We start from the raw sequence: 20677 nt of genomic DNA, 5'->3' as shown, positions 1-20677 counted from the left end.
ATGTTCGATACGCTGATCCGCGGTGGAACGCTGGTGAATGCCGAGGGGTTGAGCCGCGGCGATATCGGCATTGCCGCGGGCAAGGTCGCGGCAGTCGTCGCGCCAGGCGAAGCCGCCGAAGCCGGGACGGTCATCGACGCTTCCGGCTGTTTCCTGCTGCCCGGTCTCGTGGATGCGCACGCGCATCTGCGCGAGCCTGGGCTGACGCATAAGGAGGATTTTTCCTCCGGCACCCATGCGGCGGCGCTCGGTGGCGTGACCACCGTGCTCGACATGCCAACTGACGAGCCTTGGACGGCCGCCTCTGAGCAACTCGCTGACAAGATGGCAATCGCGGAAGGCCGCATCCATGTCGATGTCGGCCTGCAGGCCGTGGTCAGCCGCGATCTGTCGCCCATCCCTCGCCTGCTCGACCACGCGCCAGTCTCCTTCGAGCTTTTCACCGCCGACGTGCCGGATGGATTCCTGTTTGCAACGCTCGACAGCATCGCCGAGGCGCTGAAGGCCTTTGCCAGCGCCGATACGCTGATCGGCATCTCACCCGGCGACCAGTCGATCCTGGCCGGCAGCACGGCGCGCGATCGCTCCGGCAGCATCGCCACCTTCCTGGACAGCCGGCCGCCGCTCGCGGAAGCCAACGGCATCGCTCGCGCCCTTGTCGCCGCCGCCTCGGCTGAGGCGAAGATCCATGTCCGGCAGATCAACTCCGAACTCGGCGTTGAGACCTGGAGCCGGCTGCGCGGCATGGCCGACGCCAGCGTCGAGACCACGCCCCAGAACCTGTACTTCACGGCACAAGATTACGAAACGCACGGCGCCAATCTGAAGGCATCGCCGCCCTTACGCTCGCCGCACGATGTCGATGCGCTACGAGCCGCGCTGAGCGCCGGGCTGATCGACATCGTCGCCACCGATCATGCCCCGCATGCACCAGTCGAGAAGGCTGCGAGCTATGCGGCTTTCGCCGACATCCCGGGCGGCATGCCGGGACTGCAGACGCTGCTTCCCACCATGCTGAGGCTGGTCGACGACGGGCTCATCGCCCTGCCCGATCTGGTGCGCATGTGCTCGCGCAACCCAGCCGAGCGCTTCGGCCTCGGCCGGCGCAAGGGACGCATCGCCGCCGGATACGATGCCGATCTGCTGATCCTCGATCCGCACCGATCCAGCACTATCGCCAATGCCGATCAGGTGTCGCGGGCGGGCTACACGCCTTTCGACGGCTGGACTGTCAAAGCGCGGCTGACCAACGTCTTCCTGCGCGGTCGCGAGATCGTTCGCGACGGGCGGCTGGTCGGTCCGGCGCAAGGCAAGATCGTCACCCGGGAGAGCTGAACACCGTGGCCCTGCTTGCCAACAAAACCGCCATCGTCACCGGAGCGAGCTCCGGCATCGGCCGCGCCATCGCGCTCAAATTCGCCGCCGAAGGCGCCAACATCGTCGTTGCCGACACGGTGGAACAGCCGATCGAGGGCGGAGAGAGCACAGTCGAGTTGATCCGCTCCGCCGGCGGCAAGGCCGTCTATATGAAGACCGACATCTCGGACTGGAATGCCGTCGACGCGCTTGTCGGCGCAACCGTCGATCGCTTCGGTCGGCTCGACGTGATGGTCAACAATGCCGCGATCTACACCAGCACCAACCTGGTCGAGACCACGCCGGAACAATGGAACCGCGTCATCGGCGTCAATCTGACGGGTTCTTTCAACTGCAACAAACGCGCCGTCACGCAGATGCTCACCCAGGCGCCGGTCAACGAGGTGCGCGGCCGCATCATCAACATCTCCTCGCAGCACGGCATGATCGCCTGCCCCGGTGACCTGCCCTATTCGGTAAGCAAGGGCGGCATCGTCCAGATGACGCGGCAGATCGCGGTCGACCACGCGGACGACCTGATCGTGTGCAACGCCATCGCGCCGGGCAAGATCATCACCGGCAAACCCGGCGTCGCCAACGATCCGGACGCGCTCGACTATTCGCGCCGCCGCACGCCCTGGCCAAGGCTCGGGCATCCGAACGACGTGGCGGGCGCGGCGCTGTTTCTCGCCAGCGACATGGCGAGCTACATCACCGGCACCAACCTGATGGTGGATGGCGGCTGGATGGCCGGCTGACGACCGGGCCAGTCCCCCGGCGGCAGGAACCTTTGCGGAAAACGCTCGTTGACCCTGCTGCGAGGGGGTCAACGATATCTGGGACCCGTTGCCTTGGACGCCAAAACTGAAAGAAAAGAGCGCGAAACCGCTCCCGCCGAGAAAACGCGGGCTCGGCCCCGGTCCGATCGACGCCCCCCGGGCGACGAAAAACGCGTGGAAAACAAGCGCGCCGAGGATACGCGCGTGCAAGAGTCGCACGCTAATGACGGTCCGTCCGACACCAACAAGCCGGGCCTCATCAGACGCCATCCCTACATAGCCGCGATCGTCGGCATCCTCATCCTGCTGGTGATCGCGGCCGTGGTCATCTGGTGGCTCAACGCGCGCCACTATGAATGGACCGACGACGCCTTCATCGACGCCCGCACGGTGACGGTCGGCGCGGAAATTGCCGGGCGCATCACCGATGTCGCCGTCACCGACAACCAGCCGGTCGAGGCCGGCGCGGTGCTTCTGCGCATCGACGACAGCGATTATCAGGCCTCGCTCAAACAGGCTGAAGCCGGCGTGGCGGCGGCGCGGGCCGAGATCGCCAATGTCCAGGCGCAGACCCAGGCGCAGGACGCCAAGATCGATGCGGCCGGCAAGCAGGTGGCGCAGGCGCAGGCGGCGCTCGAATTCGCCAAGTCCGAGGACCAGCGCAACCGCGAGCTCCTGGCCAAGGGCACGGCGACGCAGCAGCAGGCACAGCAGGCCGCTTCGACCTTGCGCCAGGACCAGGCGGCGCTGGACGCCGCCAACGCCAATGCCGAGGCGGCGAAAAGTCAGGTGGCGGTTCTGCAGGCTCAAGGCAAGAGCGCCGAGGCCAAGCTTCGGCAGGCGGAGGCGGCCGAGAACCAGGCCAAGACCACCCTCACCCGCACGACCATCACGGCGCCCGTCGCCGGCCGTGCCACCAGCATAACTGCGGCGAAAGGCACCTATGCGCAGCCGGGCCAGGTGCTGATGATGTTCGTGCCCAACGACGTCTGGGTGAAGGCCAATTTCAAGGAAACACAGCTCGACCTGATGCGGCCGGGCCAACCCGTCGACATCGCCATCGACGCCTATCCCGAAAATACCTTCCATGGCCGTGTCGACAGCGTCCAGGCCGGCAGCGGCACGGCATTCAGCCTGCTGCCTGCCGAAAACGCCACCGGCAATTTCGTCAAGGTGGTGCAGCGCGTGCCGGTCAAGATCGTGTTCGATCAGCCGCCCGGCGTCTATCTCGGCCCCGGCATGTCGGTGGTTCCGACGGTCAAGGTCAGATGAGCGATGCCGCGACAGTCCAGGGCAACGAAAGCCGTTCCGCCGCCGGCGGGCGCAACCCCTGGCTGATCGCGACCGTCGTCTCGATCGCGACCTTCATGCTGGTGCTCGACACCTCGATCGCCAATGTCGCGCTGCGCAACATCGCCGGCAGCCTGGCCGCCGGCATGGACGAGAGCACATGGGTGATCACCACCTATCTCGTCGCCAACTCCGTCATCATCCCGGTCAGCGGCTGGCTCACCAGCGTCATCGGCCGCAAGCGCTACTACATGATCTGCGTCGCCACCTTCACATTTGCATCGCTGCTCTGCGGGCTGGCGCCCAACCTTCCGACGCTGATCGCCTTCCGCATCCTGCAGGGGCTGGGCGGCGGCGGCATGGCGCCGAGCGAGCAATCGATCCTCGCCGATACTTTTCCGCCGGAGAAGCGGTCTCAGGCCTTTGCGCTCTACGGCATCGCGGTGATCGTCGCGCCGACGGTCGGACCGACAATCGGCGGCTGGCTGACCGACAATTTCTCCTGGCACTGGATCTTCTTCATCAACGTGCCGTTCGGCATCATGTCGCTGGCGCTCGTGCAATGGCTGGTGATCGAGCCCGACATCCTCGAACGCGAGCGCCGGGAGCGGTTGAGCAAGGGGCTGAGAGTCGACTGGATTGGCTTCATCCTGGTGGCGATGGCGCTCGGCTGCCTCGAAGTCTTTCTCGACGAAGGCCAGCGCAACGACTGGTTCGCCTCGACCTTCATCACGACCTTCGCCGTGATCTCGGCCGTGTCGTTCCTGCTGCTGGTCCCGTGGGAGTGGACAAGGCGCGATCCGATCGTCGACATCCGCTTGCTGTTCAGCCGGCAGTTCGGCATGTCCTTCCTGGTCATGATGGCGGTGGGCGCGGTGCTCTTCAGCACCACGCAGCTTTTGCCGCAGTTGCAGCAGACGACCTTCGATTACACCGCCACGCTCTCCGGCCTCTCGATGATGCCAGGGGGCATTGCCATGCTCATGCTGTTGCCGATCTCGGGCTTTGCCGCCGGCATCGTTCAGCCGCGCTATCTCATCATGTTGGGCATGTCGGTGGTCGCGGTCGCGCTCTGGCACACGACCTCACTGACGCCCGACGCCACCTTCAGCTTCTTCGCCTATGCCCGCGTCTATATGATGATCGGCCTGCCGTTCCTGTTCATCCCGATCTCCACCGCCGCCTATGTCGGTCTGCCGCCGCAGAAGACCGACCAGGCATCGTCGCTGATCAATGTCGCGCGCAACATCGGCGGCAGCATCGGCGTGTCGCTGTCCAACACGGTGATTGCCCAGAACGCCCAATTCCACCAGTCGGTGCTGGTCGGCCACACCGCGCAATCGAGCGACACCTATCAGCAGACGCTTCGCCAGGTGACGGATCATTTCGTCGCCGCGGGTTCGCCACTGGTCGAGGCCAGGCAGCAGGCCGTCGGCTGGATCGGCCAGGAGATCGGCCGCCAGGCTTCGCTGCTCGCCTACGTCGATGTGTTTTTCTACTGCGCGATAGCCACGGCGGTGCTGGTGCCGTTCGCTTTGCTGCTCAGACCGCCCAAATCGGCGCCGGCGAAACGTTAAAGCATGTCTCCCGAAAGTGGGAACCGGTTTCGGGAGACATGCGTAAAATCCAAAACCGGACGGAAAACCGCTACGCAGTTTTCCTGGCATTGCTCTAGAAGCCGAACTGTTCCTTGCGCAAAGCGTCCTCGTATTGCTTCTTCAATTCCAGAACCCTGTCGCGCACCTCATCCTCCTTGAAGTGGGCCGCTTCCCATTTGTCGATCTCGGCTATCGAGTGGTTGACGGATGCAAGTTCCTCTTCTTCCCTGATCGCCGCTATCCAATCCCGGTGTCCCGCTTGCGCAAGATCAAAGAGGCGTTTTGGGAGAACGCGCTAGGATTGAATGCGTGAGGTAGGGACCAATGACCAAGCGGATCGCGATCATACAGGGCCACCCAGACCCCGCTGGCCATCATTTGCTGCATGCGATGGCAGACGCTTATGCCGAGGCTGCGAAAGCAGCCGGGCACGAGGTTCGTCGCATCGAAGTGGGGACGCTCGAGTTTTCGCTCATGCGTACACAAGCGGAATTCGAGACCGGAGCATTGCCGCCGGCCCTCGTGCAACCGCGGGATGACATGCGCTGGGCCGAGCACTGGGTTTTTCTGTTCCCACTTTGGCATGGAACCATGCCGGCACTGTTCAAAGGTTTCCTTGAACATATCTTCAGGCCAGGCTTTGCCATGGAATATGGAAAGGAAGGTTTTCCGAAACAACTGCTCGCCGGCCGTTCGGCTCGCATCGTCGTCACCATGGGGATGCCGGTCTTGCTCTATCGTTGGTACTTTGGCGCCTACGGATTGCGCGGTTTCGAGCGAAGCATGCTGAGCTTCGCGGGAATCAAACCTATTCGTGAGAGCCTGTATGGCCTCACCTTCGCCGACGAAAAGAAGCGAGCTCGCTGGATTGACGATATGCGCAAGCACGGACAACGGGGCGACTGACAAATATCATCCCGAGGTTCAAGCCACTTCCCGATTGGCTAGGGCGGGCTATCATTCGGCAATGGCGAATGCCCCGCAGGTACGTGAAGCTTCCTGAACCAGCGCTTTCCATAGCATGCAAACAACGGCAATCTCGCCACCACCGATAATCGCTCTCCGGCACGCTTGCGCGCGCAAGATCACGGCGCGATGCTGGCCGCAACTGGAGGAGACCATGCGAAACATCACGGCATCGGCGCTGCTTTTGGCGGCGGCATTCTTCACGACCAGCGCGAATGCGCTGGACAGTTCGAACACGCCCGTTGTGGTGACACCGCTGGTGTCGAAGACAACGACCGCGTCGGGCCAGCCGATCACGCTGCCGCAAAAGAGCGTCGAGGTGCAGGTCTCGTCCTACCAGATCGCGCCGGGCGCAACGCTCCCGGTCCACAAACACCCCTTCCCGCGCTACGCCTATGTCGAGCAGGGAACGCTCAAAGTCACCAATGTCGGGACCGGCGCTGCCAACACCTTCAAATCAGGTGACTTCATCGTCGAGATGATCGGCCAATGGCACCAGGCCACCAATATCGGCACCGATCCGGTGAAGCTTCTGGTGATCGACCAGGTCGAGCAAGGCGCCAAGAACACGATCCTGAAACAGTAGCCGGCAGAGCGTCCGCTTCGAAGCGGTCGCCCGTTGTTGCTCAGCCCCAGGCGCCCACAGGTTGCCTTGTGGTGGCGTTCAGGCGATTGAAGGCGTTGATCAGCGCGATCTGGATCACCAAAGCGGCGAGCGCCTTGTCGTCAAAGTGACGCGCCGCCTCCTCCCAGACGTCATCGGGCACCGCGTCGGAACGATCGGCCAGGCGCGTCGCAGCTTCCGTCAGCGCAAGCGCCGCGCGTTCGGCGCCTGTGAAGTATGGCGTCTCGCGCCATGCCGACACGGCGAAGATCCGCTCGTCCTTCTCGCCTGCCTTCTTCAGCTCGCGCGCGTGCATGTCGACGCAGACGGCGCAAGCATTGATCTGGCTGGCGCGGAGATGAACGAGCTTGCGCGTGACATAGGGCACGTCGCCGGCCTCGGTCGACTTGTCGAGCGCGAGCAGCGCCTGCAGCGCGCCGGGAATGAGCATCACCGGGTTCTTCAATCTTGCTTCCATCATCCGTCTCCTCGGGTTTCGTGCGGCCGGCAGGCCCGTACCGATCAATAACTTTCCAGTTATGAGTCATCCATAACTTTGCAGTTATACATTGTCAAGCGCGTTCCCTGGCTGGACTGATGGTTGCGGCTTTCGCGGCGGCGCGACCGGTGCTAGGGCTGCCCAACTTCTACAAAGCATGGATGGAAGCTGGTGGCGGACACGCAAAAACCCCTGATCGAAATCTGCGTCGAAGGCATTGACGGGTTGCTCGCCGCGCAGGCCGCCGGGGCCGACCGGGTCGAGCTCTGCGCCAGCCTGATCGAAGGCGGCATCACACCGAGCCTCGGCACGGTGCGCACCGCGCTCGAAAGCGCGACCATTCCCTTCCATGTCATCGTTCGGCCGCGCGGTGGCGATTTCCTCTACAGCGAGGCCGAATACCGCTCGATGCTGGCCGATGTCGAAGCGCTTCGCGAGCTCGGCGTTTCCGGTGTCGTCGTCGGCTGCCTGACCGCCGACGGCGCCATCGACGAGACGCGCATGAGCGCGCTGGTTGAGGCCGCCGGCCCGCTCAATGTCACCTGCCACCGCGCCTTCGACATGACGCGTGATCCGGCCGAGGCGCTCGAGGCGCTCATCCGCTGCAAGGTCGGCCGCGTGCTGACCAGCGGCCAGCGCGATACGGCGCTCGAAGGCGTCGAGCTTTTGGCCGGACTCGTGCGTCTGGCGGGCGATCGCATCATCATCCTCGGCTGCGGCGCGCTGGCGCCCGATACGATCGGCGAGGTGCGCAAGCGGACCGGGCTGACCGAGATGCATTTCGCAGCGCTTGCGGATGTGCCCAGCGCCATGCGCTACCGCAATCCCAATGTCGGCATGGGCGGCACCGACCTCGACCGCGAATACCGCAACACGGTGACCGACCAGGCCAAGGTGGCGGCGACGATCGCGGCCGCGAGAGCCTGATAGCCAAGATGATGACCAAGGAGTTACTGCCGATCGAACGCGTCTCGCCCGCCGACGAGCCCCCCATTCTCGCGCTCAACAACGAGCATGCGGCGGAACTGTCCTGGCTCGGGCCGGAACGGCTTTCCTTCCTGCTCGGTGAGGCTTTCTACACCCGCCGCATCGGCGCGCTCGAGGCCTTCATCCTGTGCTTCGACCAGGACGCAAATTACGACAGCCCGAACTTCCTCTGGTTTCGCGAGCGCTACCCGCGCTTCGTCTATGTCGACCGAGTGGTGGTCGCCGCGGCGGCGCGCGGCCGCGGCCATGCCCGACGGCTTTACGAGGATCTGTTCGAGCAGGCCCGGCGCGCCGGCCACACGATGGTAACCTGCGAGGTCAATGCCGATCCGCCCAACCCGGCGTCCGATGCCTTCCACGCCGCTCTCGGCTTCGGCGAGGTCGGCGATGCGGTGATGCATGGCGGCAAGAAGTCGGTGCGCTATTGGGTAAAACCGATCGCCGCCTGAACACGCTTCGAACGCTGCTGGCCAGGAAAACAAGCCGAAGCTAATATAACCGCTCGGCTGGCTGGGGCGCGACATCATGGCGAGCAATGTCTTCCGCTTCGACGAAAGCTGGGACATCCCTGAAGGCACACCACAGGAAGTGTGGGATGTGCTGTCGGACGCCCAGTTGCTGCCGCTCTGGTGGGGCGATGTCTATAAGGAGGTGGAGCCGCTCGACAAGAAGGGCAAGGGCGTCGTCGGCGCCCGCGCCAGGGCACGAGCGCGCGGCGCCCTGCCCTATGAGCTGAACTTCATCATCGAGGCCGCGGAGCTCATACCCGGCCGGCTGGTGGTGGTAAAAACCTTCGGCGATTTCGATGGGCTGTGGCGGGCCGAACTGTCGCCGTCAGGGGCCGGCACGCATGTCGATCTGGTCTGGCAGGTCACAGTCGAGAGGCCGATCCTCAAATTCCTGGCGCCGCTGCTCAGGCCCGCCTTCGCCTGGAACCATCGCTGGACGACGCCGCGCGGCGAAACCGGGCTTCGCCGATACCTCGCCGCCCGAAAGAACGGCAAGGCCTGACCTCACCAGTTGCGGTTGAGCCAGCCGCGAGCCGGTTTCTCGACGATGTAATAACTCGCCAGCGCGGTGCGGGATAACTTTGTGCAAGTGCGAAGCTGCGTTTTGACCGGTGATTCCGGTCAAACCTTTTTTTGGTCAAGAAAAAGGGGCCGAAATGGCCCCTTCTTTCACCTGCGGCGGGCGCTGTTCAGGCGTTGGCGGCGGCCACCGCGCGCTTGGCCATCACCGCGATCAGATTGGCGCGGTACTCGGCGGACGCATGAAGGTCGCTCATCAGCCCTTTCGCCGGCACTTTGAGGCCGTCAAGCGCCGCGGCGTCGAAGCTCTTCGCCAGGGCGGCCTCGACCTCCTTCGAGCGGAAGACACCGTCCTCGCCGGCGCCGGTCACCGCCGCCCTTACCCCGTCCTTGCCCTTGCTCACGAACACGCCGACGATGGCGTAGCGCGAAGCCGGGTTGCGGAACTTCTGGTAGGCCGCCTTGGCCGGCGCGGTGAAGCTCACCGCCGTGACGATCTCGCCTTCCTTCAGCGCCGTCTCGAACAGGCCCTTGAAGAATTTGTCCGCCGCGATCTCGCGCTTGTTGGTGATGATCGTCGCGCCCAGTGCCAGCAAAGCCGCCGGATAGTCGGCCGCCGGGTCGTTGTTGGCGATCGAGCCGCCGAGCGTGCCTTTGTGGCGCACCGCCGGATCGCCGATCAGCGATGCCATATGCGCAAGCGCCGGGCACACCTTCTTCAGCTTCTCGTCGGTTGAGACGTCGTAATGCGTCGTCGCGGCCCCGATGGTGACCGTCTTGCCGGACACCTTGACGCCCTGCAGGTCCTTCAGCCGCGAGACATCGACAAGGTCCGAAGGCGCCGCGAGCCGCGTCTTCATGGCCGGGATCAGCGTCATGCCTCCGGAGAGCAGCTTGGCGTCGCCGTTCTTCAGCAGCTTGGCGGCGTCAGCGACGGAAGAAGCGCGATGGTAATTGACCGAATACATGCTCATTCCTCCTCAGTGCTTCGTCGCGCGGATGGTAGCCCACACCGTCGCGGGCGATGCCGGCATGGGAATGTCGACGACGCCGAGCGCATCGGTGATGGCGTTGATGACCGCCGGCGGCGAGCCGATGGCGCCGGCCTCGCCGCAGCCCTTGACGCCGAGCGGATTGCCCGGGCATGGCGTGTTCGAGGTCGAGACCTTGAAAGACGGCAGGTCGCCCGCGCGCGGCATGGTGTAATCCATGTAGCTTGCCGTCAGAAGCTGCCCGCTGGCGTCGTAATGCGCGCCCTCCAGCAACGCCTGGCCGACGCCTTGCGCGATGCCGCCATGCACCTGCCCTTCGACGATCATCGGATTGATGATGTTGCCGAAATCGTCGGCCGCGACGAACTGGATGATTTCGGTCAGCCCGGTCTCCGGATCGATCTCGACCTCGCAGATGTAGCAGCCGGCCGGGAATGTGAAGTTGGACGGATCGTAGAAGGCCGTTTCCTTCAAGCCCGGCTCCATGCCCGCCGGCAAATTATGGGCGGTGTAGGAGGCAAGCGCCACCTGGAACCAGGGCAGGCTCTTGTCGGTGCCAGCGACCTTGACCTCGCCATTCTCGATGACGATGTCGCCCTCGTCCGCTTCCAGCAGATGTGCGGCGATCTTCTTGGCCTTGGCCTCGACCTTGTCGAGCGCCTTGACGATGGCCGACATGCCGACAGCGCCGGAACGCGAGCCGTAAGTGCCCATGCCCATCTGCACCTTGTCGGTGTCGCCATGCACGATCGAGACCGAGTCGATCGGCACGCCGAAGCGCTGGGTGACCAGTTGCGCAAAGGTCGTTTCATGGCCCTGGCCATGGCTGTGCGAGCCTGTCAGCACCTCGATCGTGCCGACGGCATTGACCCGCACCTCCGCCGATTCCCAGAGGCCGACGCCGGCGCCGAGCGAGCCGACCGCCGATGACGGCGCCAGGCCACAGGCCTCGATGTAGCAGCTCATGCCGATGCCGCGCAGCTTGCCCTGCTTGGCCGCATCCGCCTTGCGCCTGGTAAAGCCGGCATAGTCGGCTGCCTTCATCGCCGCATCGAGCGATGCGTTATAATCGCCCGCGTCATAGGCCATGATCACCGGCGTCTGATGCGGGAAGGACGTGATGAAGTTCCGGCGCCTGAGTTCCGCCGGCGACACGCCAAGCTCGCGCGCGGCGGTTTCCATCATCCGCTCGAGCACGTAGGTGGCCTCCGGCCGCCCTGCCCCGCGATAGGCATCGACGGGCGCGGTATTGGTGTAGACAGCGCGCACATTGGCGTGGATCGCCGGGATGTTGTACTGGCCCGACAAGAGCGTGGCATAGAGATAGGTCGGCACGCAGGACGAGAACAGCGACATGTAGGCGCCGAGATTGGCTATCGTGTCGACCTTCAGGGCAGTGATGCGGTTGTCCTTATCGAAGGCCATCTCCACCGTCGAGACATGGTCGCGGCCATGCGCGTCCGCCAGGAAGCTTTCGGTGCGGTCGGCCACCCATTTGACCGGGACGCCGGTCTTCTTCGAGGCCCACAGGCAGACGATCTCTTCCGGATAGATGTAGATCTTGGAACCGAAGCCGCCGCCGACATCGGGCGCGATGACTCGCAGCTTGTTTTCCGGCGCGACGTTGTAGAAGGCGCTCATCACCAGCCGCGCGACATGCGGGTTCTGCGACGTCGTCCAACAGGTATAGTGGTCCTCCGCCTTGTCGTAATGCCCGAGGGCCGCGCGCGGCTCCATCGCATTCGGCACCAGCCGGTTGTTGACGATCTTCATGCGCGTGACATGGGCCGCCGACTTGATCGCCGCGTCGGTCGCCTTGCTGTCGCCGAGCTCCCAGTCGAAGATCAGGTTGTTCTCCGCTTCGGCATGGACCTGCGGCGCGCCGGGCTGGATGGCCTTGGTCGGCTCGACCACCGCCTTCAGCTCCTTGTAGGTGATCTCGACCGCTTCCGCCGCGTCGCGCGCCTGGCCCTTGGTGTCGGCGACGACGATGACGACGGCGTCGCCGACATAGCGCACCTTGTCGACAGCCAGAGGCGACCAGGCGCCCATCTTCATCGGCGTGCCGTCCTTGGAGTGGATCATCCAGCCGCAGATCAGATTGCCGATGCCGTCGGCCTTGAGCTCCTTGCCGGTGAGCACGCCGACGACGCCTGGCATCGCTTGCGCCTTCTTCACGTCGATCTTCTTGATCTGGGCATGCGCGTGCGGGCTGCGCACGAACACGGCATGCTTCATGCCGGGCACCACCATGTCGTCGACATAACGGCCGCCGCCGGTGATGAACCTCTTGTCTTCCTTGCGCGCCACGCGGGCGCCGACGCCTTCGATACCCATTAGGAAATGCCTCCGGAATTTTAGGGGAGTAGGGCAGTAGGGGAGTAACGCAGTAGGGAAATCAGTGTGTTCTTCACCTACTCCCTTACTGCCCTACTCCCCTATTCCCCTAAGCTGCCTGCTTCGCCTTGCCCTTGGCGCCCTTCGCCATCGTCTCCGATGCGGCGAGGATCGCCTTCACGATGTTGTGGTAGCCCGTGCAGCGGCAGATGTTGCCTTCGAGCTCGGCGCGCACCGTCGCCTCGTCCAGGCCCTCCGGATGGCGCGCGATCATGTCGGTCGCCGTCATGATCATGCCTGGCGTGCAGAAGCCGCATTGCAGGCCGTGATGCTCCTTGAACGCGGCCTGGACCGGATGCAGCTCGGCGCCGTCGGCCAGCCCTTCGATGGTGACAATGGTCGAGCCTGAGGCCTGAACGGCCAGCATTGTGCAGGATTTCACCGCCCGGCCGTCGACATGCACCACGCAGGCGCCGCATTGCGACGTATCGCAGCCGACATGCGTTCCGGTGAGGCCCAGATGCTCCCGCAGGAAATGCACCAGCAACGTTCGGTCTTCGGCGCTCCCGCTGACCCGTTTCCCATTCACAGTCAAGGACACGTCCGACATGCAACCTCCCTGGTATTAACCTTGGTCCTCACCCTGCCGATGCCGTGCTGTGCTTCGGCAGTACCATTCGCGCACCGTACAACGCGCAAAACAGCGCTGCCAGCGCCGGTTCCATTGTACTTTCGATCATGGCAAAAGCTATGTGCAGCGCAGCAACCGGCCCCATTGCCAAATCAGGGATTGAGGGCAAAGATGCCCTCGATGCGGAGCGTGCCTGGCACGCATAGAAAAGACACCCATAAACCGCGTCGGAGGAATTGCGGAGAAGGCAGCTGGCCAGTTCGAGCACACGCTATGCATCGGGCCTATCGGCGCTCACCACGGATGAGCCCGACCCGAATGCCTTTGCCCGGGCCATCGCCGCCGAAGCGGCGATCGTCGATGCCGGCTTCGCGCTTCTGTTCTTCTCCCAAGGCTTGGTCGACGCGGCGGCGCTGGCGCAGGCGCTGAAAGCATACGCGCCCTCGCTCGCCTATGCCGGCTGCTCGACCGCTGGCGAGATCACGCCCCAGGGACTGGAGGAAGGGCATATCCTTGCCCTGCTTTTGCCTTCGGCGTCATTTTCAACCGTCTCCGTCATGGTCGAAAACCTCTCTTCGTCCAGCATGGACAGTATCACCGGCGAGGTCGCAGCGTTGCGGCGCCTGCTGCGCGAGCGCATCGGCCACGACCGCTCGAAGCAGATTTTCGCGCTCTGTTTCATCGACGGGCTGTCCTATGCCGAGGAAGCGGTGACCTCGGCCATCCACTGGGGACTGGACGACGTCCCGCTGATCGGCGGCTCGGCCGGCGACGACCTCAAATTCGAGACGACCAGGCTGATGGCCAATGGCAGGGTCGCCTCCGACAGCGCCGTCATCGTGCTGGTTGCGACCGAAATTCCTTTCCACGTCTTCAAGACCGACAATTTCATCCCGACCGACGAGAAGCTGGTGGTGACGGCGTCCGACCCCGACCATCGCATCGTGCGCGAATTCAACGCCGCCAACGCGGCCGAGGAATACGCAACCTCCGTCGGCATCCTGCCGCAGACGCTGACGCCGCTGAGCTTTGCCTCGCACCCCGTCGTGGTGAAGGTCGGCGGCGAATATTATTGCCGATCGATCCAGCGCATGCTCCCTGACGGCTCGCTGTCCTTCTTCTGCGCCATCGACGACGGTATCGTGCTTTCCATCGCCCAGCCGAAGAACATGGTGGAATCGACGCGCACCGCTTTCGAGGATGTCGAGCACAAGCTCGGCGGGATAGACATGATCCTGGGCTTCGACTGCGTGCTGCGCCGGCTCGATGCGCGCAACCGCCAGGTCTTCCGCGACATTTCCGAGCTCTACCGGACCAACAACGTGATCGGTTTCGGCACCTATGGCGAGCAGTACCGCTCGATGCATCTCAACCAGACCTTCACCGGCATCGCCTTCGGCGAGCGCCAGGCGGCCGAGTGAACGGCATGCCGCTGCGCGACATCGACGACGTCGACAGGCTGAAGAAGATCAACGCGGCGCTTGTCAGCCGCGTCGAGCGCTCCATGGACCAGCAGGGCAATGCCTTCTCGCTGTTCCAGACCGCCATCTCGCTGGAAAACCGGGTGCGCAACCGCACCGAGGAATTGCACGCGACGCTGCGCAGGCTCGAGCAATCGAACATCGAGCTCAGCGCGGCGAAGGAAAACGCCGAACTGGCGAATCTCTCCAAGACCAGGTTTCTCGCCGCCGCCAGCCACGACGTGCTGCAGCCGCTCAACGCCGCGCATTTGTCGGTCTCGGCGCTGGCCGAGGTCCAGACCAGCGAGGAAGGCAGGAAGCTGGTGCGCCAGGTCGAGCGCTCGCTGGAGACGATGGAAGACCTCTTACGCACGCTGCTCGACATCTCCAAGCTCGACGCCGGCGTGGTGCAGCCCGAAATCGGCGACGTCAGCCTGGAGACGCTGTTTTCCTCGCTGCGCTCGGATTTCCAGCCCGAGGCTGAGAAAAAAGGCCTGTCGCTGAAATTCCGGCCGGTCAACGTCGTGGTGCGCTCCGACCGCACACTGCTGCGCCGCATCCTGCAGAACATCCTCTCCAACGCTCTGCGCTACACCCGCTCCGGCGGCGTGCTGGTCGGCACCAGGCATCGCGGCGACACCATCCGCATCGACGTCGCCGACACCGGCTGCGGCATTGCCGAGGACCAGCGCGAAGCGGTGTTCGAGGAGTTCCACCGCGGCACCTCGACGCTTGCCGACGGCGGGTTGGCCGGCGGGCTGGGGCTAGGCCTCGCCATTGTGCGCCGCATGGCGGCCGCGCTGGGCCACCCCGTCACCTTTTCCTCGAGGGTTGGGCGCGGCACCATCTTCCACATCGACGTGCCGATCGGCATGGCGGCCGCCGAACCGGCGACGGGCATCGCCGACATGGACCGTCCGCGCGGTTACGGCCTCTTCGGCACCAAGGTCCTGCTGGTCGAGAACGACGCCGACGTGCTCTCCGCCATGACCTCGCTGCTCGAACGCTGGCAGTGCCTGGTGCGCGCCGCGACCTCCACCGACGACGCGCTCGATCTTCTAGGCGACACCGACTGGGTGCCCGACATCATCATCGCCGACCAGCATCTCGACGGCGGCGACCTCGGCACCGCCACCATCGCCGAAGTGCGCGACTATCTCGGCCGTCCAGTGCCGGCGCTGATCGTCACCGCCGATGGGTCAGAGCTCGTCGCCAAGGCGGCGCGGGCCGCGGGAATCGAGCTGATGCGCAAGCCGCTGAAGCCGGCGCAGTTGCGCGCGCTGCTGGCGCATTTGCTGGCTTAGAACCGCCCCTCAAAACCCAGCCTGATCCCGAAACAGCTCCGCATTATCCAGCTTCGACACCTCGATCACTGCCTGCGTCCTGCTATACACATTGAGCTTGCGCAAAATCTCCGAGACATGCGCTTTCACCGTGGTCTCGCCCACCTGCAGCTCATAGGCGATTTGCTTGTTCAGCATGCCCTGGCGCAGCATCTGCAGCACCCTCAGCTGCTGCGGCGTCAGCCTGGCCAGGCGCTGCACCATGTCCGCGCGGTCGGTGCTGTCGGGGTCGGGCGGCTGGCCCTCGTAATTTTCCGGCACATAGACGGCGCCCTCCATCACCGAGCGTATGGCGGCGGCGAGGTCGCTCTTCCTCGCCGATTTCGGGATGAAGCCGGCCGCGCCGTAGGACAGCGCCTCGGAGATGATCTTCGGCTCCTCATAGCCTGACACGATCACCACCGGCAGCCGCGGGTAGCGGGTTCTGAGCTGCAACAGCCCCTCGAAGCCATGCACGTCGGGCATGCTCAAATCGAGCAGCGCGAGATCGAACGGCTTGGCGTCGGCGAGAAGCTCGATCGCCTCCGTGATCGAGCGCGCCTCGACCGTGTCGACGTCCGGATAGGCCATCTGCACGGCGCTGTGCAGCGCCTCGCGAAACAGCGGGTGATCGTCGATGATCAGGAAGCGGGCGCGATCGCTGACGGAGCTCATTGCAAAGGTATCGGTTCGGTTTCGGCGGGTACAGGATAGTCCGGTGACCATGGCCAGATTATTGGCAAATAGTATATCGCCCAATGGTACAGGGGCCCAATGGTACAGGGCATTGTCTTTGAAACGACAGGCCGATGTGCGCGTGAGCGTCCTCAGTCTTGCCCGGCCGTTGAAATCGGCCGAAGGTGCGCATGATTCATGCCAACACAGAGACAGCCCATGCCAGAATTCGTCCTTCCGCCGCCAGCAACCGCCTCGGTCGCTATTGCCGGCTCGGCGGAACGGTTTGCCGTGCGCCGCATCTTCTGCGTCGGCCGCAACTATGCGGCGCATGCGCGCGAGCTTGGCAATGACGAGCGCGATCCGCCCTTCTTCTTCACCAAGCCGGCCGATGCGGTTGTCGACAGCGGCGCCGAGATCCCCTACCCGCCGCTGACCTCGAACCTGCATCACGAGATCGAACTGGTGGTCGCGGTCGGCAAGGGAGGCCTTCACGTGCCCCGCGCGGATGCGCTCGCCCATGTCTGGGGCTATGGCGTCGGCGTCGACCTGACCCGTCGCGACCTGCAGGATCAGGCGAAGAAGGCGGCGCGTCCCTGGGACTGGTCGAAGGCCTTCGACCAGTCCGCGCCTTGCGGTCCGCTGGTTCCGGCCGCGACATCAGGATATCCGGAGAAAGGCCGCATCTGGCTCGCCGTCAACGGCGCGGTAAAACAGGACGGCGATCTTGCCGAGCTTATCTGGCCGATCGCCGACATCGTCTCGATCTGCAGCGAGGCGGTCGAGCTCAAACCCGGTGACCTGATCTTCACCGGCACGCCGGCCGGCGTCGGTCCGGTTCAGGCCGGAGACAGGATCACCGGCGGGGTCGACGGCATCGGCACGATCGAGGTGTCCATCGGACAGCCGAGGCGATGAGCGATCTCGTCCTCCACAACTACTACCGCTCGTCCACCTCCTACCGGGTACGAATTGCGCTGGCGATGAAGGGGCTGGACTACACCTATGTGCCGCATCATCTGCGCCATGGCGAGCATCTCGAGCCCGCCTATCTCGCGGTCAACCCGCAAGGGCTGGTGCCGGCGCTGGTGCTGGATAACGGCCGGCTTTTGACCCAGTCGCTGGCGATCATCGAATATCTCGACGAGATTGAGCCTAACCCGCCGCTGCTGCCGAAGGATGCGCTGGGACGCGCCCGCGTGCGGATGCTGGCGCAGATGATCGCCTGCGATATCCACCCCGTGAACAATCTACGCGTGCTGACCTCGCTGCGCACTTTGTTCGGCGCCGGTGACGAGGACGTCGTCAACTGGTTCCGGCATTGGGTGAACGAAGGCTTCCAGCCGCTTGAAAAGATTCTCGCCTCCTCGCCCGAGACCGGCGCCTTCTGCCACGGCGACACGCCGGGCCTCGCCGACATCTGCCTCGCCGCCCAGGTCACCAACAACGCCCGCTTCGGCGTCGACATGGCGCCCTATCCGGTGATCGCGCGCATCAACGCCGCCTGCATGGCGCTGCCGGCGTTCCAGAAGGCAGCGCCGCAGAACCAGATCGATGCCGAATAGGGAAGCCAAAGACGCCGAGGAGGCCAAGGCACTGGCCGACATCGACGAGTACGGGTGTCATATCCTCTATGTGCTGGAGGAGGACGAGAATCCGCCATTCGCATACTCGGTCGGGATAGAGCACAATTTTGGCGTCCCTGAATTGGCCGTCATCGGGCTCAAACCGGAGCTTTCGATGACCATCATCAATGAGTACTGCAGACGCGTGCGCGGCGGCGAGAGGTTCCGCATCGGAGAGCGGGCGTCGGGTTTCCTGGGAGGTGGCTTCGACTGTCAGTTCGGTGCGGTCCACCCGGACCACTATCCCGAATATTTCGGTTGGGATATCTGGTTCTACGACGGGCCGGATTTCCGGATCATGCAGCTAATTTTTCCAACAACCTCCGGCGTTTGGCCATGGGATGCCGAGGCCGATGAATGGGTTCGCAAGCGGCAACCTCTTCTAGACCAACCACTGTTGCCACCTTAGTTCGGATCGTCGTCCAGCCGCCTGCCATTTGAACTGAGATATATGGAAGCAATCCTATGAAAGCCGTTGTCTTCGAAAAATTCGGTGAGACGCCGACCATTCAGACCGTGCCGGATCCAAAGCCCGCCCAAGACGGCGTCGTCATCAAGGTGGAGGCGACCGGGCTTTGCCGCAGCGACTGGCATGGCTGGATGGGCCATGACGACGGCATCACCTTGCCGCATGTTCCCGGACATGAGCTTGCCGGCGTCGTCGTCGCCGCCGGCAAGCAGGTCACCCGCTGGAAGGCCGGCGACCGTGTCACGGTTCCCTTCGCCGTCGGTTGCGGCCGCTGCTTCGAATGCACCTCCGGCAACCATCAGGTCTGCGAGCACCAGACGCAGCCGGGCTTCACCGGCTGGGGCTCGTTCGCCGAATATGTCGGCATCGAGCATGCCGACACCAATCTCGTGCGCCTGCCCGACGCGATGGAATACGCCACCGCGGCCAGTCTCGGCTGCCGCTTCGTTACCTCGTTTCGCGCCATCGTCGACCAGGGCCGGGTGACGCCCGGCGAATGGGTGGCCGTGCATGGCTGCGGCGGCGTCGGCCTGTCGGCGATCATGATCGCCAGCGCCATGGGCGCCAATGTGATTGCCATCGACCTCACCGACGAGAAGCTGGAATTCGCGAAGAAGATCGGTGCGGTGGCGACGATCAACGCCTCGACGACGCCGAACGTGGTCAAGGCCGTCAAGCAGATCACCAATGGCGGCGCGCATATGTCGATGGATGCGCTCGGGCACCCGACCACCTCGTTCAACTCGATCTCGAACCTGCGCCGGCGCGGCCGCCACGTTCAGGTCGGGCTGATGCTGGGCGAGCATGCCCGCCCGCAGGTGCCGATGGACAAGATCATTGCCTTCGAGCTCGAGATCCTCGGCAGCCACGGCATGCAGGCCTATCGCTATTCCGCGATGATGGAAATGATCCGCACCGGCAAGCTGAAGCCCGAATTGCTGGTCGGCAAAAGGATCAGCTTGGAGGAAGCGCCCGCCGCCCTGATGGCGATGGGCGGCTTTGAGGGCATTGGCATCAGGGTCGTGACGAAGTTCTGAGCAATTCCAGGAAAAGTGTGAAACGGTTTTCCGTCCGGAATTGCGTCAAAGCAAATCAGTAGGCGTCTACCGCGCAAACTTCTTCGCCCCGAACACGCAGGCCACGACGCCGAGCGTGACGGCCACCATCATCGGGCTGACCTTTTCGTGCAGCAGGCCCGCCGCCAGCGCCAGGCCGAAGAAGGGCTGCAGCAATTGCAGCTGCCCGACGGCGGCTATGCCGCCTTGCGCGAGGCCGCGATACCAGAACACGAAGCCGATCAGCATGCTGAACAGCGAGACATAGCCAAGTCCGATCCAGGCGCTCGAACCGATGGTCTCGAAGGACGGCGGCAGCGTCGCGAAGCTCAACGCCAGCATGACCGGCAGCGACAGCGACAGCGCCCAGCAGATCACCTGCCAGCCGCCGAGCTTGCGCGACAGCTTGGCCCCTTCGGCGTAGCCCAGCCCGCAGACGATGATGGCGCCGAGCATCAGGCTGTCGCCGACCGGCGAGGCGGTCACGCCTTGCGCCAGGGCAAAGCCGGCGACCAAAGCGCTGCCCAGGCACGAGAACAGCCAGAAGGCCCGGCGCGGACGGTCGCCGCCGCGCAGCACGCCGAAGACCGCGGTCGCCAGCGGCAGAAGGCCGACAAAGATGATCGAATGCGCCGAGGTGACATGTTTCAGCGCCAGCGCCGTCAGCAACGGGAAGCCGACCACGACACCCAGTGCGACGACGGCCAGCGAGACCAGATCTCCTCGCTCCGGACGTTTCTCGCGGAACAGCAGCAGCATCGCGATCCCCAGAAGACCAGCGATCGCCGCCCGGGCCGCCGTCAGGAAGGTCGGGTCGAAATCCATCACCGCCAGCCGCGTCGCCGGCAGTGATCCGCTGAAGATCAGCACCCCGATGAAGCCGCTGAGCCAGCCGTCGAAACTCTTTTCCATGATCTGCTCCGTTTGCGCTTCCCTACCGGCGCCGACCATGGTGTCGCCAGAGACAATGGAGTACAATTCCACAAAACTGTAATGGTCGGCAG

General features: G+C 64.2%; 21 protein-coding genes. 15 read left to right on the top strand and 6 right to left on the bottom strand.

Going from position 1 to position 20677, the window contains the following annotated elements:
• From EJ069_RS05055 to EJ069_RS05030, 6 genes are all read left to right on the top strand, one after another.
• Positions 1–1335, top strand: a complete 1335-nt coding sequence (locus EJ069_RS05055; protein ID WP_126060358.1) for a dihydroorotase family protein — start codon at positions 1–3, stop codon at positions 1333–1335.
• 5 nt (positions 1336–1340) lie between these two features.
• On the top strand, positions 1341–2114 hold the full coding sequence (locus EJ069_RS05050) for a glucose 1-dehydrogenase (protein WP_126060357.1): 774 nt from the start codon (positions 1341–1343) through the stop codon (positions 2112–2114).
• Positions 2115–2309: 195 nt separating this feature from the next.
• A complete protein-coding gene (locus tag EJ069_RS05045; RefSeq protein ID WP_126060356.1) occupies positions 2310–3407 on the top strand; it encodes an HlyD family secretion protein in 1098 nt (365 codons plus the stop codon).
• Positions 3404–5002 carry a DHA2 family efflux MFS transporter permease subunit gene (locus EJ069_RS05040; RefSeq protein WP_126060355.1) on the top strand — a complete coding sequence of 533 codons (1599 nt, stop codon included), beginning with the start codon at positions 3404–3406 and terminating at the stop codon, positions 5000–5002. Before EJ069_RS05045 ends, EJ069_RS05040 begins: the two co-directional genes overlap by 4 nt.
• 345 nt (positions 5003–5347) lie before the next feature.
• Positions 5348–5929, top strand: coding sequence for an NAD(P)H-dependent oxidoreductase (locus EJ069_RS05035; protein ID WP_126060354.1), 582 nt, complete (start codon positions 5348–5350; stop codon positions 5927–5929).
• 214 nt (positions 5930–6143) lie between these two features.
• Positions 6144–6575 (top strand): cupin domain-containing protein, encoded by a 432-nt coding sequence (locus EJ069_RS05030; protein WP_126060353.1) that lies wholly within the window; start codon positions 6144–6146, stop codon positions 6573–6575.
• Between the two features lie 40 nt (positions 6576–6615).
• Here EJ069_RS05030 and EJ069_RS05025 read toward each other — a convergent pair whose 3' ends face one another.
• Positions 6616–7071: a carboxymuconolactone decarboxylase family protein gene (locus tag EJ069_RS05025; protein ID WP_126060352.1), complete on the bottom strand. Its 456-nt coding sequence runs from the start codon at positions 7069–7071 to the stop codon at positions 6616–6618.
• A 189-nt stretch (positions 7072–7260) separates the two neighbouring features.
• Between EJ069_RS05025 and EJ069_RS05020 the strand changes: the two genes are divergently transcribed.
• The 3 genes from EJ069_RS05020 to EJ069_RS05010 all read left to right on the top strand — a co-directional run bounded on the left by EJ069_RS05020 (position 7261) and on the right by EJ069_RS05010 (position 9090).
• Entirely contained in the window at positions 7261–8019 is a 759-nt protein-coding gene (locus EJ069_RS05020; RefSeq protein WP_126060351.1) for a copper homeostasis protein CutC, read from the top strand.
• Between the two features lie 11 nt (positions 8020–8030).
• Complete coding sequence (locus tag EJ069_RS05015; RefSeq protein WP_126060350.1) at positions 8031–8528, top strand: GNAT family N-acetyltransferase; 498 nt, start codon at positions 8031–8033, stop codon at positions 8526–8528.
• Between the two features lie 76 nt (positions 8529–8604).
• Positions 8605–9090 carry an SRPBCC family protein gene (locus EJ069_RS05010; RefSeq protein WP_126060349.1) on the top strand — a complete coding sequence of 162 codons (486 nt, stop codon included), beginning with the start codon at positions 8605–8607 and terminating at the stop codon, positions 9088–9090.
• Between the two features lie 187 nt (positions 9091–9277).
• Here EJ069_RS05010 and EJ069_RS05005 read toward each other — a convergent pair whose 3' ends face one another.
• The 3 genes from EJ069_RS05005 to EJ069_RS04995 all read right to left on the bottom strand — a co-directional run bounded on the left by EJ069_RS05005 (position 9278) and on the right by EJ069_RS04995 (position 13046).
• A complete protein-coding gene (locus EJ069_RS05005; protein WP_126060348.1) occupies positions 9278–10075 on the bottom strand; it encodes a xanthine dehydrogenase family protein subunit M in 798 nt (265 codons plus the stop codon).
• A 12-nt stretch (positions 10076–10087) separates the two neighbouring features.
• Positions 10088–12436, bottom strand: coding sequence for a xanthine dehydrogenase family protein molybdopterin-binding subunit (locus EJ069_RS05000; RefSeq protein ID WP_126060347.1), 2349 nt, complete (start codon positions 12434–12436; stop codon positions 10088–10090).
• A gap of 109 nt (positions 12437–12545) precedes the next feature.
• A complete protein-coding gene (locus tag EJ069_RS04995) occupies positions 12546–13046 on the bottom strand; it encodes a (2Fe-2S)-binding protein (RefSeq protein WP_042644892.1) in 501 nt (166 codons plus the stop codon).
• A gap of 257 nt (positions 13047–13303) precedes the next feature.
• On the opposite strand from EJ069_RS04995, the gene EJ069_RS04990 reads away from it, so the two are divergent.
• Together EJ069_RS04990 and EJ069_RS04985 are read left to right on the top strand one after the other, a co-directional pair.
• Positions 13304–14488, top strand: a complete 1185-nt coding sequence (locus tag EJ069_RS04990; RefSeq protein WP_126060346.1) for an FIST N-terminal domain-containing protein — start codon at positions 13304–13306, stop codon at positions 14486–14488.
• A gap of 5 nt (positions 14489–14493) precedes the next feature.
• Complete coding sequence (locus tag EJ069_RS04985) at positions 14494–15831, top strand: hybrid sensor histidine kinase/response regulator (RefSeq protein ID WP_126064629.1); 1338 nt, start codon at positions 14494–14496, stop codon at positions 15829–15831.
• A gap of 9 nt (positions 15832–15840) precedes the next feature.
• Here the strand turns inward: EJ069_RS04985 and EJ069_RS04980 are convergent, their stop codons facing one another.
• Entirely contained in the window at positions 15841–16524 is a 684-nt protein-coding gene (locus EJ069_RS04980; RefSeq protein ID WP_126060345.1) for a response regulator transcription factor, read from the bottom strand.
• Between the two features lie 219 nt (positions 16525–16743).
• On the opposite strand from EJ069_RS04980, the gene EJ069_RS04975 reads away from it, so the two are divergent.
• From EJ069_RS04975 to EJ069_RS04960, 4 genes are read left to right on the top strand one after another with little or no spacing between them, the layout of a single operon-like run.
• Positions 16744–17442: a fumarylacetoacetate hydrolase family protein gene (locus tag EJ069_RS04975; protein ID WP_126060344.1), complete on the top strand. Its 699-nt coding sequence runs from the start codon at positions 16744–16746 to the stop codon at positions 17440–17442.
• Positions 17439–18089 (top strand): maleylacetoacetate isomerase, encoded by a 651-nt coding sequence (gene maiA, locus EJ069_RS04970; RefSeq protein ID WP_126060343.1) that lies wholly within the window; start codon positions 17439–17441, stop codon positions 18087–18089. Before EJ069_RS04975 ends, maiA begins: the two co-directional genes overlap by 4 nt.
• Positions 18079–18558 (top strand): DUF4262 domain-containing protein, encoded by a 480-nt coding sequence (locus EJ069_RS04965; RefSeq protein ID WP_126060342.1) that lies wholly within the window; start codon positions 18079–18081, stop codon positions 18556–18558. Before maiA ends, EJ069_RS04965 begins: the two co-directional genes overlap by 11 nt.
• Before the next feature lie 56 nt (positions 18559–18614).
• Positions 18615–19655 (top strand): zinc-dependent alcohol dehydrogenase family protein, encoded by a 1041-nt coding sequence (locus EJ069_RS04960; RefSeq protein WP_126060341.1) that lies wholly within the window; start codon positions 18615–18617, stop codon positions 19653–19655.
• A 66-nt stretch (positions 19656–19721) separates the two neighbouring features.
• Here the strand turns inward: EJ069_RS04960 and EJ069_RS04955 are convergent, their stop codons facing one another.
• Positions 19722–20585: a DMT family transporter gene (locus EJ069_RS04955; RefSeq protein WP_126060340.1), complete on the bottom strand. Its 864-nt coding sequence runs from the start codon at positions 20583–20585 to the stop codon at positions 19722–19724.
• Between the last annotated feature and the right edge of the window lie 92 nt (positions 20586–20677).

It is taken from the genome of Mesorhizobium sp. M2A.F.Ca.ET.043.05.1.1 (assembly GCF_003952445.1).
GTDB lineage: Bacteria > Pseudomonadota > Alphaproteobacteria > Rhizobiales > Rhizobiaceae > Mesorhizobium.
This window is presented reverse-complemented; position numbering and strand designations above follow the sequence as displayed.